This window comes from Bradyrhizobium sp. 190, assembly GCF_023073415.1.
In the GTDB taxonomy this organism is placed as follows: domain Bacteria; phylum Pseudomonadota; class Alphaproteobacteria; order Rhizobiales; family Xanthobacteraceae; genus Bradyrhizobium.
Window position 1 is genome coordinate 265,594 of sequence record NZ_JADPJL010000047.1, and the last position, 17,447, is coordinate 283,040.

19 protein-coding genes are annotated in these 17,447 nt (G+C 62.9%); 13 read left to right on the forward strand and 6 right to left on the reverse strand.

The window, feature by feature from the left end:
• Positions 1–213: 213 nt before the first annotated feature.
• From IVB22_RS25650 to moaB, 4 genes are all read left to right on the forward strand, one after another.
• Positions 214–465, forward strand: coding sequence for a hypothetical protein (locus tag IVB22_RS25650; protein WP_247520030.1), 252 nt, complete (start codon positions 214–216; stop codon positions 463–465).
• The gene (locus tag IVB22_RS25655; protein ID WP_247520031.1) at positions 449–664 is read left to right on the forward strand and encodes a hypothetical protein; all 216 of its coding nucleotides are present in this window, start codon (positions 449–451) and stop codon (positions 662–664) included. The genes IVB22_RS25650 and IVB22_RS25655 overlap by 17 nt, the downstream gene beginning before the upstream one ends.
• Positions 664–1,488 (forward strand): TIR domain-containing protein, encoded by an 825-nt coding sequence (locus IVB22_RS25660; protein ID WP_247520032.1) that lies wholly within the window; start codon positions 664–666, stop codon positions 1,486–1,488. Before IVB22_RS25655 ends, IVB22_RS25660 begins: the two co-directional genes overlap by 1 nt.
• Before the next feature lie 327 nt (positions 1,489–1,815).
• Positions 1,816–2,379, forward strand: coding sequence for a molybdenum cofactor biosynthesis protein B (gene moaB, locus IVB22_RS25665; RefSeq protein WP_247520033.1), 564 nt, complete (start codon positions 1,816–1,818; stop codon positions 2,377–2,379).
• Here the strand turns inward: moaB and IVB22_RS25670 are convergent.
• The 3 genes from IVB22_RS25670 to IVB22_RS25680 all read right to left on the reverse strand — a co-directional run bounded on the left by IVB22_RS25670 (position 2,354) and on the right by IVB22_RS25680 (position 4,153).
• The gene (locus IVB22_RS25670; protein ID WP_247520034.1) at positions 2,354–2,509 is read right to left on the reverse strand and encodes an RSP_7527 family protein; all 156 of its coding nucleotides are present in this window, start codon (positions 2,507–2,509) and stop codon (positions 2,354–2,356) included. The genes moaB and IVB22_RS25670 overlap by 26 nt on opposite strands.
• The gene (locus tag IVB22_RS25675) at positions 2,506–3,435 is read right to left on the reverse strand and encodes a helix-turn-helix domain-containing GNAT family N-acetyltransferase (protein WP_247520035.1); all 930 of its coding nucleotides are present in this window, start codon (positions 3,433–3,435) and stop codon (positions 2,506–2,508) included. The genes IVB22_RS25670 and IVB22_RS25675 overlap by 4 nt, the downstream gene beginning before the upstream one ends.
• 145 nt (positions 3,436–3,580) lie before the next feature.
• Positions 3,581–4,153: a glycosyl transferase gene (locus IVB22_RS25680; protein ID WP_247520036.1), complete on the reverse strand. Its 573-nt coding sequence runs from the start codon at positions 4,151–4,153 to the stop codon at positions 3,581–3,583.
• A 187-nt stretch (positions 4,154–4,340) separates the two neighbouring features.
• Between IVB22_RS25680 and IVB22_RS25685 the strand changes: the two genes are divergently transcribed.
• The 4 genes from IVB22_RS25685 (at position 4,341) to IVB22_RS25700 (ending at position 8,593) form a co-directional block, all read left to right on the forward strand.
• Positions 4,341–5,501, forward strand: coding sequence for a PA0069 family radical SAM protein (locus IVB22_RS25685; protein ID WP_247520037.1), 1,161 nt, complete (start codon positions 4,341–4,343; stop codon positions 5,499–5,501).
• A 201-nt stretch (positions 5,502–5,702) separates the two neighbouring features.
• Positions 5,703–6,152, forward strand: a complete 450-nt coding sequence (locus IVB22_RS25690; protein ID WP_247520038.1) for a VOC family protein — start codon at positions 5,703–5,705, stop codon at positions 6,150–6,152.
• 71 nt (positions 6,153–6,223) lie between these two features.
• Positions 6,224–7,003: a ribonuclease HII gene (locus IVB22_RS25695; RefSeq protein ID WP_247520039.1), complete on the forward strand. Its 780-nt coding sequence runs from the start codon at positions 6,224–6,226 to the stop codon at positions 7,001–7,003.
• Between the two features lie 81 nt (positions 7,004–7,084).
• Positions 7,085–8,593: a glycosyltransferase family 39 protein gene (locus tag IVB22_RS25700; protein WP_247520128.1), complete on the forward strand. Its 1,509-nt coding sequence runs from the start codon at positions 7,085–7,087 to the stop codon at positions 8,591–8,593.
• Between the two features lie 102 nt (positions 8,594–8,695).
• On the opposite strand, the gene IVB22_RS25705 is transcribed toward IVB22_RS25700, so the two are convergent.
• A complete protein-coding gene (locus IVB22_RS25705) occupies positions 8,696–9,523 on the reverse strand; it encodes a uracil-DNA glycosylase family protein (protein ID WP_247520129.1) in 828 nt (275 codons plus the stop codon).
• 134 nt (positions 9,524–9,657) lie between these two features.
• Here IVB22_RS25705 and IVB22_RS25710 point away from each other — a divergent pair, with 134 nt between their 5' ends.
• The 3 genes from IVB22_RS25710 to IVB22_RS25720 all read left to right on the forward strand — a co-directional run bounded on the left by IVB22_RS25710 (position 9,658) and on the right by IVB22_RS25720 (position 14,278).
• A complete protein-coding gene (locus IVB22_RS25710) occupies positions 9,658–11,316 on the forward strand; it encodes an electron transfer flavoprotein-ubiquinone oxidoreductase (RefSeq protein ID WP_247520040.1) in 1,659 nt (552 codons plus the stop codon).
• A gap of 267 nt (positions 11,317–11,583) precedes the next feature.
• The gene (locus IVB22_RS25715; protein ID WP_247520041.1) at positions 11,584–13,365 is read left to right on the forward strand and encodes a tetratricopeptide repeat protein; all 1,782 of its coding nucleotides are present in this window, start codon (positions 11,584–11,586) and stop codon (positions 13,363–13,365) included.
• A 28-nt stretch (positions 13,366–13,393) separates the two neighbouring features.
• A complete protein-coding gene (locus tag IVB22_RS25720) occupies positions 13,394–14,278 on the forward strand; it encodes a 4-(cytidine 5'-diphospho)-2-C-methyl-D-erythritol kinase (RefSeq protein WP_247520042.1) in 885 nt (294 codons plus the stop codon).
• A 100-nt stretch (positions 14,279–14,378) separates the two neighbouring features.
• On the opposite strand, the gene IVB22_RS25725 is transcribed toward IVB22_RS25720, so the two are convergent.
• Both IVB22_RS25725 and IVB22_RS25730 read right to left on the reverse strand, forming a co-directional pair.
• Entirely contained in the window at positions 14,379–15,008 is a 630-nt protein-coding gene (locus IVB22_RS25725) for a LysE family translocator (protein WP_247520043.1), read from the reverse strand.
• 138 nt (positions 15,009–15,146) lie between these two features.
• Positions 15,147–16,154 carry a polyprenyl synthetase family protein gene (locus IVB22_RS25730; protein WP_247520044.1) on the reverse strand — a complete coding sequence of 336 codons (1,008 nt, stop codon included), beginning with the start codon at positions 16,152–16,154 and terminating at the stop codon, positions 15,147–15,149.
• Between the two features lie 133 nt (positions 16,155–16,287).
• On the opposite strand from IVB22_RS25730, the gene IVB22_RS25735 reads away from it, so the two are divergent.
• Together IVB22_RS25735 and IVB22_RS25740 are read left to right on the forward strand one after the other, a co-directional pair.
• Positions 16,288–16,515 carry a DUF2007 domain-containing protein gene (locus IVB22_RS25735; RefSeq protein WP_247520045.1) on the forward strand — a complete coding sequence of 76 codons (228 nt, stop codon included), beginning with the start codon at positions 16,288–16,290 and terminating at the stop codon, positions 16,513–16,515.
• Positions 16,508–17,275, forward strand: a complete 768-nt coding sequence (locus IVB22_RS25740; protein WP_247520046.1) for a tRNA1(Val) (adenine(37)-N6)-methyltransferase — start codon at positions 16,508–16,510, stop codon at positions 17,273–17,275. The genes IVB22_RS25735 and IVB22_RS25740 overlap by 8 nt, the downstream gene beginning before the upstream one ends.
• The last annotated feature ends 172 nt before the right edge of the window (positions 17,276–17,447 follow it).

Genomic DNA, 17,447 nt, shown 5'->3' on the forward strand with positions numbered 1-17,447 from the left:
CTACCCCCTTGCGGCAAGCTTTGTGCGTTGCAGCATTGGTAGGTCCGTCGCACCAGCTGAGGCGCGGGTAAACGCGCCGTCGAAGCGCTATCCGGAGGTGGGTGCGCCTACATATGCGGGGATTAGGCGGTGGATTTCGGTCAGCGGCCCAAAACCTGATGTATCAGAGATCGATTGCTCTTACCGATTCGCACAACCCTCGCGAGGTGAAAAGTGGCTGATAATAAGGAGACGCTAGACATTTGGCTGCCAGTTATCGGCAACGCCTTGGCTTACCTCTGCTTGGACCGGCACGAGCGCAAGTATCCCGACAAGACCGACAGCGTCCTTAAGAAAGTGAAGTTTCTTACAGGCCTTGGCGTTCCAGAGAAGGACGCCGCTGGCGCGGCAGGCAGCACGGCAGAATCGGTCCGCGTGATGAAAATTCAAGGTGGGAAGGGAGGTAATCGTGGCCGCAAAAAGTAGTATCGTCGAGCCCATCGAGAAAATAGCGCGGCTGCTCGCCATTCATGTGACGAGCGGCATGGATAAGGAAGAAGCAGCTAGGCGACTCCTTGCCTCAGGTTTCACAGCTCCTGAAATTGGTGGGCTTCTGAACGTCAACGCCAACTTCGCCAACGTAGCGAAGAGCAGGAAACCAAAATCGGCGAAGGATAAGAACTGATGGCTGAGCGCATTCCGCCTAAGCTGCTGGAGAAGCTTGTCAACGTCCTAGGCGTGACGCGCCGTCGAGTGTACAGGCTAATCGAGGAACGAGCGACCGCGAACCACTTCTCAAGCGTGCTTGGCGCGCTGCTGCTTGCTTCCGAAAACGGAGTAAGCATTCAGCGTTTCGCATCGGAGGACCAACTCGCGATCTTGCGCGGTGCACCGCGTGCTGCGCCGGTGCAATCCGCGGCCGAGCCTGCCCCGTCAGCCAAGAAGTCCTCGCCGCCGCCGCGGCGGCCATTGGCAATCCGGACAACGAAGGACAATTCAATCTTCGTGGTACACGGTCGTGATGCGAAGCTAAACGAGGATATGTTTGGTTTTTTACGTGCAATCGGTCTTAACCCTAAGGAGTGGAGTCAGGCGATAAAGGACGCCAAGGGCGCGAACCCGAATGTCGGTCAAGTCATCAACAACGCAATGAAGCAAGCGCAGGGCGTGCTCGTGATGTTCTCGCCCGACGAGGACGCGAAGCTCAAGAGTAAGTTCTGCGGCGTCAAGGATAAGAAGAAGGGCCTCGACAAGCTCGACGGACAGGCGCGTCCTAACGTTCTGTTCGAAGCCGGGCTTGCGCTGGGGGCCCATCCCGACAAGACACTTCTCGTCCAGGTCGGAGACACCCGGGACATTAGCGATATCGCCGGCATGCATCTCATCAATCTGTCGGACGAACCCAGCAGTCGTAAGGAGCTAGCTCAGAGACTAGCAACCAAGTTGAAGTTCAAGGTGGACATGACGGGTACTTCTTGGCTGTCGAATGCGTTCAAGTTCAATCGGTAAGGCTCTGGAGACTGTGGTTTCGCCTAGCCTAGGGGGCTCCCAGATCCTGCGGCCGCAGCCACTCGAACGCGCGTTCTGTTACCTTGCGAAACCCCGGATAATCCTGCGGGATGACTGGACAAGGTGAATCCATCATGCATGCCCCTGCACTCTGGATGACGGTCAAGACGAACCGCCGCCAGTCGGGGCCCTTCCTGTTCTCGGCTGGCGGCTTTCCCGGATAAGGTGCTGCCCTGGTCTCGACCGGCGTCGGCATATGTCGTATTTCTCGTGAAATCAAAGGATGGGTGCCCGGCACAATGCCGGGCATGACGAGAAGAAAAAATCATGTCTTCCATCGATGAATCCAAGCAATTCGTGCCGCTCAACATCGCGGTGCTCACCGTTTCCGATACGCGCACGCTAGCGGACGATAAGTCCGGCACGACGCTGGCGGACCGGCTGACCGCGGCCGGTCATAAACTCGCCGCGCGCGAGATCATCGTCGACGACGTCGATGCGATCCGCGTCATCATCAAGCGATGGATCGCGGATGCGGGCGTCGATGCGATCATCACCACCGGCGGCACCGGTTTCACCGGCCGCGACGTGACGCCCGAGGCGATCGAGCCGCTGTTCGAAAAGCGGATGGATGGTTTTTCCATCGCCTTCCACATGCTGAGCCATGCCAAGATCGGCACCTCGACGGTGCAGAGCCGCGCTACCGCAGGGGTCGCGGGTGCGACCTTCATCTTCTGCCTGCCGGGGTCGCCAGGCGCCTGCCGCGATGCGTGGGACGGCATCCTCGCCGCCCAGCTCGATTACCGCACGCGTCCCTGCAATTTCGTCGAGATCATGCCGCGGCTGGACGAGCACTTGCGGCGGCCTAAAGCACAAGGCGCTTCAGCCTGACCAGCAGCGCGCCTATCGCGCGCCACATGTCGCGATAGGCTTCGATGCGCAATTGATGCGCGCGCTTGATATGGAAGTCGATGAGTGCAGGCGTCACGCGCCGCGAGGTGTCGCGACGCACGGGCTTCACAGTTCCAGTTCCCAGGTTTCGCCGATCAGATCCTGGCCGAAACTGCGATGCGGCTCGGTGGCGACCAGTTTGAATCCGGCCTCCTGATAGATTTTGCGGGCGGCAACCAGATTGCTCTGGGTCCAAAGCGTGATCCGGCGATAGCCGCTGGCCTTCGCGAACGCGACGCACTCGCCGACCAGCCGCCGGCCCAGCCCCTGTCCGCGCCCGGCCGGATCGACCAGCAAGAGGCGCAGCTTCGCTATGTCATCCGTATGTCGCACCAGAAAGATCGAGCCGACCTGCGCTCCATCGATATCGGCGATCCAGCAACGCTCGCGCGATGCATCGAACGAGGCGAGGAACTTTGCCGCGATCTCGGCGACGAGGCCCTCGAACGAAGAATCGAAACCGTATACGCGGGCGTAAAACGCGCCGTGGCTCTGCACCACCCACCCCATGTCGCCGGGACGCGGCGCGCGCAGCACCGCGGGCGAAGGCAGGCCGCCGGATTCACCGAGCAGCCGTTCGATCGCGGCCATCGCACCGATCAAGCGCGTTTTGCCGTCGTGCGGCAACTTCGCCAGCATCGCGGCAACTTCGTCCTGCATGCTGCGCTCGAGTTTTGCGAATGTCTGACGCCCCTTGGCCGTCAATGCGAGGCGGTATTGCCGGCGGTCGGACGGCAGCGGTTCGCGGCTGATCAACCCGGCTTCATCGAAATTCTGCACGATGCGGCTGAGATAGCCGGCATCGAGACCCAGTTCGGCCCCGATCTCCTTTGCCGAGAGATTTTCACGGTGGTCGAGTTCGTACAGCACCCGGGCCTCGCTCAGCGAGTACGGACTCTTCAGCAGTTGCTGGTCCAGTACGCCGAGCTTGCGGGTGTAAAATCGGTTGAAGGCGCGGACCGCCGCGACTTCCTGTTCGGAATCCAGTTGGGGCATGGTTCTCCCTCGATACTTGCTATTATCAAATATATAGTTGCTGTTGGCAACTATTTTCTCGTGAAAAGCGTCCTGGCTTGATGCCGCTTCTACTTTGCATGGGGTTGTTTTCGATATTTTGAGTCTGGCCCTGCGGTGTACCGCTTTAGGCGACGACCATGATCCGGCTGCGCAGCTGGGTGCGTGCGGAGCGGCCGAGTTGGCGCAACAGCCGCGTCTCTGAACGGCGGGAATCCGGACGGTAGCCGCCAAGCCGTTCATAATGATCGCGCGCGATCAGGAGCCCCTGTTCCGCCGACGGCCCTGTAATCATGCGGGCGACGAATTTGAAGCCGTCGCGCAGCCGCGTGTCGGCATAGGGCGAGCGGGCATAGCGAAAGACGCCAGCGCGCGGCCGGTCGCTGCTCGATACGTTCTGGATGAATTGCGTGGTCTCGTCGATCCAGCCGCTGTCGAGCACAGCGCCGGCATGCAGGAACATCAGCCATGGCGAGCGGGCCGCCCGCGCACCGGCGGCCAGCGCCGCAGCGCGTGTTCCTTCAAACCCGAGAAAACGGCAGCCGGCGACATCGGCCACCCGTTCGATCACGCCGTTGCCGGCCGTGTCGACCAACAGCACCTCACGGATGACGCCGGCTGCAGCTCCCGGCACCAGCGCCGCCAGCGTTGCGACGGCGGGCTGCTCTACTCCTTCGGTCGGAATGATCACGCTCAACATGAATGAGGCTTCGGTGGCTCAACGGGAAAAACGCTGCACTGTTATCACCTTGTCATAATCAAAGCAGCCGTTTGCGTGCAGTTTTTTGCGGCACTGCCGCTAATGCCTTTTCCGACGTTTGCGCCGCGTTGTGAATTGTTCTCGATGATGTTCTTGATTTGTTCTTTTGACGTGCTATGTTCGCTTCATGAGCCGAGCATCCTCTCATGCCCTCAAGCACCCGCCGGTCACGGCGCCCTCCGAGCCGGCGGGTGCGACACCTTTTCCTGAGCTTGCGGTCGCCATCGAAAGCCAGCGACGGCGTGGCCGCGGCGCGCAATCCAACCAGAGCGGCCGGTTCGAGGCTGAAGCGCGGGTCGCCTTCGACGATGGCTGGCAGAGCCTGGACGAACTGCCGCCGTTCAAGACGACGGTATCGCTCGATACCTCGCGCAAGGTCATCACCCGCAACGACTCGCCCGACATCGGCTTCGACCGCTCGATCAATCCCTATCGCGGCTGTGAGCATGGCTGCGTCTATTGCTTCGCGCGGCCGACCCACGCCTTTCTCGGAATGTCGCCCGGACTTGATTTCGAATCCAAGCTGCTGGCCAAGCCCGACGCACCGGAATTGCTCGAGAAGGAACTGGCCGCCTCGGGTTACGAGCCGCGCATGATCGCGATCGGCACCAACACCGATCCCTATCAGCCGATCGAGCGCGAATACAAAATCATGCGCGGCATTCTCGAAGTGCTTGATAGAGCCGGCCATCCCGTCGGCATCGTCACCAAATCGGCGCTGGTGACGCGCGACATCGATATTCTGCAGCGGATGGCGAAGCGCAATTTGGCCAAGGTCGCGATATCAGTGACCACGCTCGATCCCAAGCTCGCACGCACCATGGAGCCGCGCGCCTCGACGCCGCCGAAGCGGCTGGAGGCGCTGCAGCAATTGTCGGAGGCCGGAATCCCTGCGACCGTCATGGTCGCGCCCGTCATCCCCGCGCTGAACGATTCCGAGATCGAGCGCATTCTCGATGCCGCAGCCCATGCCGGCGTCAAGGAAGCAAGCTACGTGCTGCTGCGGCTGCCGCTGGAGGTGCGCGACCTGTTTCGCGAATGGCTGATGGCGAACTACCCCGACCGTTACCGTCACGTCTTCACCCTGATCCGCGACATGCGCGGCGGGCGCGATTACGACTCGCAGTGGGGAACGCGGATGAAGGGTACCGGCCCGATGGCCTGGATGATCGGGCGGCGGTTCGAAATCGCCTGCGAAAAGCTCGGCCTTAACAAGCGCCGCTCGAAACTGACGACCGATCATTTCGTCAAGCCGAACCGCAGCGGGCAGCAACTGAGTTTATTCTAGGTAGTTATCGTCATTGCGAGCCACCGGGTCGCGCGAATGCGCGCCCGATGACAGGCTCCGCGACGCAATCCATGCATCCGCGCAAGAAGTGTGGATTGCTTCCGCCTTCGCTCTTTGAGCTACGGCGGACAAGTCGTCGCTATCACTCCCTTGCGCAAACGCTTCGCGTTTGTCGCAGGCAATGACGGATAGGAGAGTAACATGAACACCAAGGCGCCAATCCCGCGGTTCACGGTCATCACGCTCGGCGTCAGCGACATGCGCGCCAGTATCGCGTTTTACGAAGCGCTCGGCTTTGCCCGAAAGATGCAGGCAACCGGTGAGGCCGTCGCGTTCTTCGACACCGGCGGCACGGTGATTGCGCTTTTCCCGTGGGATCAACTCGCCCGCGACGCCACGCTGCCGGATGAGCCGCGGCCGAAAACCTTTCGCGGAACGACGCTCGCCTGGAATTGTGGCTCCGTCGAGGAGGTCGACGCCGTGCTGGATTTCGCTATCACCTGCGGCGCGTCGCTATTGAAGTCCGCACACAAGACCGATTACGGCGGTTACTCCGGCTATTTCGGCGATCCCGACAACCATGCCTGGGAAGTCGTGGTCGCGCCCGGCATCGAGGTCGGCGACGACGGGCGGGTTCACCTGCCGGATTAGATGGACTGAATAACGGGAATTGTGCCGGGTTCCCGGTTGCGCCGGGGCGCGCACTTCCGCACGATCCCGGCATGATTCGGGACAAGTCCGCCAAGAAAATCGACAAGAAAGCCGGCAAGGAACAGGCCGAGCTGCCCAAGGGCATCATCGCGATCGCACCGCCGAGCTTTCGTCGCGAACGGGGGCTGATCAAGCGCGGCGTCTGGCCGGTGGCCGGCTGCGACGAGGCCGGGCGCGGTCCGCTGGCCGGTCCGGTGGTGGCCGCCGCCGTCGTGCTCGATCCCAAGCGAATTCCCAAGGGTATCGACGACTCCAAGCGGCTGACGGCCGAGCGCCGCGAGGAATTGTTCGAGGAGATCTGCGCGACATCGTCCTTTGCGGTTGCCTTTGCCTCGCCGGCGCGGATCGATCGCGACAATATCCTGCGTGCCTCGCTCTGGGCGCTGGCGCGCGCGGTCCGTGCGCTGCCCGAGTTGCCGAAACATGTGTTCGTCGACGGCCGCGACAAGATCGACGTGCCCTGCGACTGCGATGCGGTGATCGGCGGCGACGGCATTGTCATGTCGATCGCAGCCGCCTCGATCATCGCCAAGGTGACGCGCGACCGCCTGATGAGCGCATTGGCGCTGGATTGCCCGGGCTACGGCTTCGAAAACCACAAGGGCTACGCCGTGCCGGAACATCGCGAGGCGCTGGACCGGTTAGGTCCGAGCATCCACCACCGCCGATTTTTTGCGCCGGTGATTGCCGCGCGGCTGAAACATTACCCCGAGACGGTCGAAGAGACGCTCGAACCCGATCTCTTTACCGTGGACGGGGAGATTGCTTCCGACGTTTCAATCTCGATCTGAGGCCGGTTGCCTCAGCGGCTCGTGCGCTCTATCAAACGTCCCTGGGGGACAGGGCTGCTCGGCCCGGTATTCGGACGTTTCATGCGCTTCACCTCGCTCGTTGTCGAACTGATCCGTGCCCGGCCGCGGCTGGTGGTCTGGATCGTGGTGCTGGCCCAGGCCGCACTTTGGCTGATCCTGCCGATGCTGCTCTATCCGAGTCCGCCCGGTGACCTTGCGGCCGTGCTGGCTTTTGGCCGCGAATACCAGGTCGGAACCTGGCTCGGTCCGCCGCTGGCGTTCTGGCTTGCCGACATCGCCTTCCGCGCCGCCGGCAACAACATGTTCGGCGTCTATCTGCTGGCGCAAGTCTGCGCCGTCGTCACCTTCTGGATCTATTATCACCTGGCCCGCGCGATCGTCGGCGGCCAGCAGGCGGTGCTCGCGGTTCTGCTCTCGATGACGGTGGTGGCGTTCAGCTCGCCCGGCGTCGAGTTTGGCCCGCTGGTGCTGGCGCGCCCGCTATGGGCGCTGCTGTTGCTGCATTCCTGGCAATTGATCGGCCAGAACCGGCGCAACGCGTGGTTCGCCTGGTCGATCGAGGCCGGGCTGTTGCTGCTGACGACCTCGGCAGCGCCCTTAATATTGCTGCTGCTCGCCGGATTTGCCGTTGCCACCGCGCGGGGGCGGCGCGTGCTGATGTCGCTCGACCCGCTCTATGCGCTGCTCGTGATCGTTGTCCTGGTGTTGCCCTATCTGATCTGGCTGCTCCGCGCCGACGCACTCGCCATGCCGCCGTGGCCCGCAATCTCAGATCTCGGCGCGCGCGTCCTGCAATGGGGCGGGCTGCTCATAGGCCTGGTGCTCGCGATGTCCGCCATCGTGCTGCTGGTAATCCTCAACTCCGGCTGGTTCGCCCGCAACGCCGGGGAAGCGCCGATCATCTACCGGCCACCGGTCGATCCGCTGGCGCGCGACTTCGTCTATTTCTTCGCCATCGCGCCCGCGCTGCTCGGAAGTTTCCTGGCGGGGCTGTTCAATTTCGACCATGTCGTGGGCGGCGCAGGCGTTGCCTTGCTGATGTCCGGGCTTGCCGTGATCGTGGCGACCGGCGATTTGCTCCATCTGCGGCGTCAGCGCGTGCTGCGGGCGGTGTGGGCTGCTGCGCTCGCCGCTCCCGCCCTCGCGGTGATAGCGACCACATTTTTTGTGCCCTGGACCGGCGTTGCCGAAGTGCCGACCTCGCTGCCGGCGAAAGCGATTGCCGCATTCTTCGGCGACAATTTCGAACGGCGAACCAACCAGCGGCTGCGCGCCGTGGCCGGCGATCCGCAACTGGCAAGTTTCATTGCGATGAACCGCGGGCGCCCGCATCTGCTGCTCGATGCCACGCCGGAACGAACGCCGTGGCTGTCGGTCGCGAAATTCAACGAGACCGGCGGCGTCGTGGTCTGGCGCGCCTCAGATACATCAGGCACGCCGCCTCCCGAGATCGCGCAACGCTTTCCGGGCCTGGTGCCGGAAGTGCCGCGCGCTTTCGAATGGATGGTGAACGGCCGTCAGCCGCTGTTGCGCGTCGGCTGGGCCATCGTGCGGCCGAAAGCGCCGTAGCCGGATCCTGAGATTGTAGGGTGGGCAAAGCGAAGCGTGCCCACCACTTTGAATCGTATTTGGATAAATGGTGAGCACGGCGCAATTGCGCCTTTGCCCACCCTACGAAGCTGTCTGTTCCAGCGCCTTCGCGATCGCGCGCAGGTCCTGCCACGACATCCGCTTGTAGGACGGTGAGCGCAAAAGATAGGCCGGATGGAACGTCGCCATGGCGCGGATGGTGCGGGTGCCGGTGTCGTAGTCGAACCATTTTCCGCGGGTTCTCATGATGCCCTCGCGGGTCGACAGCAGCGTTTGCGTCGAGGGATTGCCGAGCGTCACCAGCACGTCCGGATTGACCAACTCGATTTGCCGCTGGATGAACGGCAGGCAGATCTGCGTCTCCTGCGGCGTCGGCGTGCGGTTACCGGGCGGTCGCCAGGGAATGACATTGGCGATGTAGGCCTTGCTGCGGTCGAGCCCGATCGCCGCAATCATCCGGTCGAGCAACTTGCCGGAGCGTCCGACAAAGGGCAGGCCCTCGATGTCCTCGTCGCGCCCGGGCGCTTCGCCGACGAACATGATGCGCGCCTGCGGATTGCCGTCGGCAAACACCAGCCGCGTCGCGGTGTTTCGAAGCGCGCAGCCCTCGAAATTTTCCAACAGCGCGCGCAGCGCTTCCAGCGTCGGCGCCGTTCGGGCCGCTTCGCGCGCGATCGCGATGGCCGCTTCCGGCGGGGGCGCTATTTCGCTGCGCGGAACAGCCGGCGTCGCGGCGGGCATTTCCCTGATCGGGCGGGGTTGCGCAGTCTCGCGGACCGGGGTGGGGGCTGTGGGGGCGTCGGGCTCGCTCAGCCGATCGACCGGCTCCTCCGCCAACGCGCAATCGACCCCGGCCTCCAGATAAAAGGCCAGCAATTGCCGAAGATTAGGCGCGGGTTCGGGGATCAAATCCATTATTCCAATCTAATATGGATCGCGCCTGCGTGAAACGCCTCGCATTACCATTTCCATGGTTGTCCTCCCCGCAAAAATCGGAAACAACGAGCCTTTAGAGCCGTTCTCAATCGGGCTGAGATCAGATCATGAGTGCAGAAGAACTTCCTCCTCGCGAATCCATGGAATTCGACGTCGTTATCGTCGGCGCCGGGCCGTCAGGCCTCGCCGCGGCGATCCGGCTGAAGCAGCTCAATGCCGATCTCAGCATCGTCGTGGTGGAGAAGGGTTCCGAGGTCGGCGCGCATATCCTGTCGGGCGCGGTGATCGATCCGGTCTCCCTCGACAAGTTGATCCCGGATTGGCGTGAAGACGCGGATTGTCCGTTGAAGACGCAAGTCAAGGACGACCGCTTCTACTGGACCACGGCAACCAGCGCGATCCGGCTGCCGAACTTCGCCATGCCGCCACTGATGAACAACCATCACTGCTATATCGGCTCGCTCGGCGATGTCTGCCGTTGGCTGGGGCCGAAGGCGGAGGCGCTCGGCGTCGAAATCTATCCGGGCTTTGCCGCGGCCGAGGTGCTCTACGACGATAACGGCGCGGTGCGGGGTATTGCGACCGGCGACATGGGCGTCGCCAGGGATGGCAGCCTCAAGGATTCTTTCACGCGCGGCATGGAGCTGCTCGGCAAATATACGCTGTTCGCCGAAGGTGCGCGCGGCAGCCTCAGCAAGCAGCTGATCGCGAAATACTCGCTCGACGCCAAGAGTGAGCCGTCGAAATTCGGCATCGGGTTGAAGGAAGTCTGGGAGATCGATCCCGCCAAGCACCAGAAGGGTCTGATCCAGCATTCGTTCGGTTGGCCGCTCAACAATTCGACCGGCGGCGGCTCGTTCCTCTACCACTACGACGACAACAAGGTGGCGGTCGGCTTCGTCGTGCATCTCAACTACGACGATCCGTATCTGTCGCCGTTCGACGAATTCCAGCGCTTCAAGACGCATTCCGCCATTCGCACCGTGTTCGAAGGCGGCAAGCGGATTTCCTATGGCGCGCGCGCCATCACCGAGGGCGGATATCAGTCGGTGCCGCGCCTGAGCTTCCCGGGCGGCGCGCTGATCGGTTGCGCGGCCGGCTTCGTCAACGTGCCGCGCATCAAGGGCGTGCACAACGCGATGGGCAGCGGCATGCTGGCCGCCGAACATGTCGCCGCAGCGCTTACCGCCGGCCGCGCCAATGACGAACTGGTCGAGTACGAAAACGCCTGGCGGAATTCCGCCGTAGGCCGAGACCTGCACCGGGTCCGCAACGTCAAGCCGCTATGGTCGAAGTTCGGCACCATCATCGGCGTAGCGCTTGGCGGCTTCGACATGTGGTGCAACACGCTGGGCTTCTCGCTGTTCGGAACCCAGTCGCATGCCAAGCTCGACCGCTCGACGCTGGATGCGGCGAAGACGCACACCCCGATCGCCTATCCCAAGCCGGACGGCAAGCTGAGTTTCGACAAGCTGTCTTCGGTGTTCCTCTCCAATACCAACCATGAGGAGGACCAACCGGTTCATCTCAAGGTCGCCGACATGAACCTGCAGAAGGCGTCCGAGCACGATGTCTATGCCGGTCCGTCGAACCGCTATTGTCCGGCCGGCGTGTATGAATGGGTCGAGGAGGCCGCAGGTCCGCGCTTCCAGATCAACGCCCAGAACTGCGTCCACTGCAAAACCTGCGACGTGAAGGACCCGAACGGCAATATCACCTGGGTTCCGCCGGAGGGCGGCGGTGGGCCCAACTACCAGGGTATGTAGAGAGGCCGTATCGACCACGATTGCGTGAGCTGGAGGAGGGTGATACCGCCTCCGGCCACGATACCGCCATAGTAAAAGCGTTTCCGGGTTAGGCTGGCTAAATCGGAGCCCCCAAGGGCCTAATCTGCCAATCGATTCGCCAACCCGTATCCTTGCGGTTAAGGGCCAAAAGCGGCATTGTCGCTGCCCGAGATGCCGCCGCTTGGGTTTGCATTCGAGACCGATCGTAACGATCCCGCCATACATCCTGGAGCTAGGCGAACCGTGATGCTTTCCACTCGTATGAATCGTTGGACCTTCGCCGCAATTACTCTCGCCGCACTGGCCGCACCGGCTGCGGTTTTGGCCCAGACGCCCGAACACACGGGCGATAGCGCCGCGCAATTTCCGAGCAAGGCCGATCTCAAATCGTTGACGACGTCCGGCAGCTATCTTGCCGCGCGCCACGCCAGCGTCGAGCGCGACGCGGCTTCGGCGGCGGCATTCTATCGCTCCGCGCTGCGCACCGATCCGAAGAACAACGAACTCTTGGACCGCGCCTTCATCTCCTCGCTGGCCGATGGCGACATCGATGAAGCGGTCAAGCTTGCCGACCGCATCCTGACGATGGACAAGGCGAACCGCGTTGCGCGGTTGGTCGTCGGCGTGCGTGACCTCAAGCAGAAGAAATATGCGGCCGCGCAACTCAACATCAACCAGTCGATCCGCGGACCGATTACCGACCTGGTGGCGACGCTGCTGTCGGGATGGGCGAGCTACGGCGCGGGCGATGCGAAGGCGGCGGTTGCCGGTATCGACAAGCTGACCGGCCCTGAATGGTATCCGATCTTCAAGGATCTCCACACCGGCATGATCCTCGAGACCTCGGGCAAGGACAAGGATGCCGGCACGCGGTTCGAGCGCGCCTACAAGCTCGACGATTCGATGCTGCGCGTGTCCGACGCCTATGCGCGCTGGTTATCGCGCAACAAGGATGGCGCGGCGGCGGCCGGCATTTACGAGGCGTTCGACAAGAAGCTGCCGCGGCATCCGCTGGTGCAGGAAGGGCTGCGCGACACCAGGGCCGGCAAGAAGTTGCCGCCGCTGGTCGATTCGGCGCAGGCCGGCGCGGCCGAAGCGCTGTACGGCATCGGCGCCACGCTGACCCGCCGCGGCGGCGAGGATCTGGCGCTGGTCTATTTGCAACTCGCACTCTATCTGCAGCCCAACCATCCGCTGGCGCTGCTGTCGCTCGCCGATCTCTACGAGTCCGTGAAGAAGCCCAAGATGGCGATCAAGGTCTACGAGCGTATGCCGGCCAGTTCGCCGCTCAAGCGCAACGCGCAGATCCAGCTTGCCACCAATCTCGACGCCGCCGACCGCAGCGACGAGGCGATCAAGATCCTGAAGGGCGTCACCGCGGAAGCGCCGAAAGACATCGAAGCCATCATGGCGCTCGGCAATATCGAGCGCGGCCGGAAGAAGTTCAACGATTGCGCTACGACCTATTCGCTCGCGATCGATGCGAACCCCGGGGTGACGGACAAGAACACCTGGGTCACCTACTATTATCGCGGCATTTGCGAGGAGCGTTCCAAGCAGTGGAGCAAGGCCGAGGCCGACATGCGCAAGGCGCTGGAGCTGCAGCCTGAGCAGCCGCATGTCCTGAATTATCTCGGCTATTCCTGGATCGACCAGGGCATCAATCTCGACGAAGGCATGAAGATGATCAGGCGTGCCGTCGATCAGCGTCCCGACGACGGCTACATCGTGGATTCGCTGGGCTGGGCGTTTTACCGGATCGGTAACTTTGAGGACGCGGTAAAGAATCTCGAGCGCGCGATCGATCTCAAGCCCGAGGATCCGACCATCAACGATCATCTCGGCGATGCCTATTGGCGCGTCGGGCGGACGCTGGAAGCCAAATTCCAGTGGGCCCACGCCCGCGACCTCAAGCCCGAGGCGGAGGAGTTGCCGAAGATCGAGGCCAAGATTGAGAACGGCCTGCCCGACGACACCTCTTCTGCGGCTTCCGCCGACAAGAAGAAAGAAGACGGCAGGGGCGGCTGAAGCAAGGACTTTGGGGGCCTGTTCGGTAATGCCGGCATTGAGTGATGAGGCGCGCGCCAAGGTCAACCTGACCTTGCAGGTGAACGGCCGTCGTGCGGACGGCTTTCATGATCTCGAAAGCGTGGTGGCGTTCGCCGACTGTGCCGACCGGCTGACGCTGACGCCGGGTTCGAATCTGGAATTGAAGATGTCCGGGCCGCTGGCGCAGGCTTGCGGTGAGGCGTCGGACAATCTGGTGCTCAAGGCCGCACGCCTGCTGGCCGAGCGCGTATCAAATATGAAGGCCGGCAGCTTCTCGCTCGACAAGGTCTTGCCGGTCGCGGCCGGAATCGGTGGTGGTTCGGCCGACGCAGCGGCCGCGCTCCGGCTGCTTTCGCAGCTGAACGGGCTCGCGCTCGACGATCCCCGTATCATCGAGGTCGCGCAACTGACCGGCGCCGATGTGCCGGTCTGCGTCAACTCACGCTGCTGCGTCATGACCGGCGTCGGCGAAACGCTGCAGCCGCTGAACTTGCCGAAAATGCCCTGCGTGATGGTCAATCCCGGCGTTCCCGTAGCGACCCGCGACGTTTTCAACGCACTCGGCCTGCGCAATGGCGAATTGCTGGTCGGCGCCACCGACGTGTTGCTGCAGGATCGCTGGCCCGACGAGAGGGCATCGCTCGAAGACTGGGTTGAAGCGCTCGCCGCCAGTTCCAACGATCTGGAAGCGCCGGCCATGCGCGTCCAGCCCGTGATCGGTAAGGTCATCTCGGCGCTCAACGCGACCAACGGCGCCTGGCTGGCGCGGATGTCCGGATCGGGCGCCACCTGCTTTGCAATCTACGAGAACACCGCCGAAGCCGGCCGCGCCGCGGAGAAGATCCGGCGCGATCACCCGGGATGGTGGGTGCATGCGGGAACGCTGAGCTAGGCCGATTTCGAAGGGTGGGCAAAGCGAGAGCGTGCCCACCATTCCTGGCGGAGTGCTGATGGTGGGCACGGCGCAAAAGCGCCTTTGCCCACCCTACGGCCTAGCTTGCGGGCCGCCGCGCCAGCGCAAGCGAGATACCGAGGCTTGCGATGAACAGCCCGGAGCCCTGCTGCAATCGTAGAAGCAAATCCGGCTTGCGCGTGAGACCGCTGCGCGCAGTCGCGGCCATCATCACCACGACGACATCGGCCAGCGTGTTGAGCGCTACCGAGATCAATCCGAGCGTGATGAATTGCAGCGCAGGATAGCTGCTGGCCGGGTCGAGGAATTGCGGAATGAAAGCCAGAAAGAAGGCCGCAGTCTTCGGATTTAGCGCTTCGACCAGCACGCCTTCCCGAAATGCCCGTTGACTGCCGACAGCGATCGCCTGTTGGGGCAGCAGGTCGCGCGCCTCGCGAAACGTCTTGAGGCCAAGCCAGACCAGATAGAGCGCGCCGGCGAATTTGAGTGCGGTGAACAGTTCGGCGCTGGCAAGGATGACCGCCGAGACGCCAAGCCCGCCCGCGATCACATGCACGAGCCCCCCGAGCGCCGTCCCGAACGTCGACGCGATGCCGGCGCTTTTACCACCCGACAGCGTCCGTGCTGCGACGTAGAAGATTCCGGGACCCGGGATGGCGGCAATGACGAGCGCGGCCAGGAGGAATAATGTGAAATTGGTGCCGTTCAATGCGATCTCTTTTTTAGGATGGGTTGAGCCAGGTTGATTTCGTAGGCTGGGCAAAGAGCGTGCCCACCATTCCTGGCGGAGCGCTGATGGTGGGCACGGCGCAAGAGCGCCTTTGCCCACCCTACGGCCTTGCGGCAATCAATGCGATCTCGCCAGACAGAACGCCACGACCTGCTCAAGCGCGGTCTTCATGGGCGAGGCCGGGAACAGCGCCAGCGCGTCGACGGCCATCGCGCCGTAATGCTGGGCGCGGCTGATCGTGTCTTCCAGCGCGCGGTGCTTGGTCATCAGGCCGATGGCATGATCGAGGTCGCTGTCGCCGATCTCGCCGCGCTCCAGCGCCTTGATCCAGAACTTGCGCTCGCTGTCATTGCCGCGGCGGAATGCCAGCACCACCGGCAGCGTGATCTTGCCTTCGCGGAAATCGTCGCCGATGTTCTTGCCGAGTTTCGCGGCCTTGCCGCCATAGTCCAGCACGTCGTCGACGAGCTGGAACGCGATGCCGAGATTCATGCCGACCGAGCGGCACGCGGTCTGCTCGGCCTTCGGCCGGTTGGCGATCACGGGTCCGACCTCGCAGGCGGCCGCGAACAGTTCGGCTGTCTTGCCCCGGATGACGGCGAGGTATTCGTCCTCGGTGGTCGCGGTGTTCTTGGCCGCCGCAAGCTGCATCACTTCGCCCTCGGCGATGGTTGCCGCAGCGGAAGAGAGAATATCCAGCGCGCGCAGCGAGCCGACCTCGACCATCATGCGGAAGGCCTGGCCGAGCAGGAAGTCGCCGACCAGCACGCTCGCCTCATTGCCCCACAGCATCCGCGCCGACAGCTTGCCGCGGCGCAGTTCGCTCTCGTCGACCACGTCGTCATGCAGCAGGGTCGCGGTGTGCATGAACTCGACGGAGGCGGCGAGCTTGATGTGGCCGTCGCCGGAATAGCCGGTGAGGTTGGCCATCGCCAGCGTCAGCATCGGGCGCAGACGTTTGCCACCGGATGAGATCAGGTGGTTGGCGACTTCCGGAATCATGGTGACTTCCGACCCCGTCCGCGACAGGATCGTGGCGTTGACCCGCTCCATGTCGGCGGCGACGAGCCCTACAAGCGCATCTATCGAGGCGTTCGGGCTTTCGAAGGGTACAATAACCGCCACGCGGGTCTCCAATTTTGGCCAATTCGCACTATCCTTAATCTACAATAGAAAGTGCGGGCTATGGCGGCAAGGGCAGGTAGCGGTTGACAGGCCCGATGCCATCGCCGCACCGGGGCAAAAAGGAGAGCGTCACGTGCGGGAATTGCTCAGGACCAACGATATCGTGCTGGTTTCCGCAGTCGGCGCGCTGCTCGACGGCGCCAATATCCATCATCTGGTTCTGGACCAGAACATGAGCGTCATCGAGGGATCGCTCGGCATCCTGCCGCGCCGAATCCTGGTTCATGAGGACGACAATCGTGCGGCCCGCCAGCTGCTGTCCGACGCGGGCCTGGCTCACGAATTGCGCCCCGATGACTGACCCCGTCCTCGAACTCACCGAGGACGCGTTTCTCGGCGGGCAATTGCGTCTGATGCAACTGAAATCGGGACATCGCGCCGGTCATGATGCGGTGCTGCTGGCGGCGGCGACCGCGGCCCGTTCGGGCGATCGCGTAGCTGATCTCGGTGCCGGCGTCGGGGTTGCGGGCCTGGCGGTTGCCAGGCGGGTGACCGGCATCGATCTGGTCCTGGTCGAGATCGATGCGGCGCTGGCGGGACTTGCGCGCGCCAATGCGGATGCAAATGCGATTCAAGCCGACGTGATCGTGCTCGATGTGGAAGCCGATGCCACAGCCTTTGCCGCTGCCGGGTTAGCTCCAGATAGCGTCGATGCGGTGCTGATGAATCCGCCCTTCAACGATCCCGCGCGGCACCGCGTCTCGCCGGACACCGCGCGCGGGATCGCGCATATGGCGACCGCAACGACGCTCTGGAAATGGGTTCACGCGGCGCGGCGCATTCTCAAATCGAGGGGAGCGCTGACGCTGATCTGGCGCGCTGATGGAATTGCCGAGGTGCTCTCGGCGCTCGATCACGGGTTCGGGAGCTTGCAGCTCCTGCCGGTTCACGGCGAGCCGCGGGCGCCTGCCAATCGCATCCTGGTTCGCGCTACCAAGGGTGGACGGGCGCCGACGCAAATCCTTCCCGCTCTGATGCTCAATGACGAGCAGGGCGTGCCCAATGAAAGGGTGCAGGAGGTTCTGGCCGGGAGGGGGAGCTTGCCGCTCTCGAACCCGTAAAACTGGCTCGCACGCCCAAATTCCTGGAACAGGACGCTATTGCGGAAGCGTCTCTGACTGTTGCTTGGGCGCTGATGTAAAATGGATCGCGGCCAGAAGGCTGCCGATGAGCATTATCAGCAGGTAGATTTTCATGTCAGTCTCCGCTGCGCCATTGCAGCTTTAACGTCTG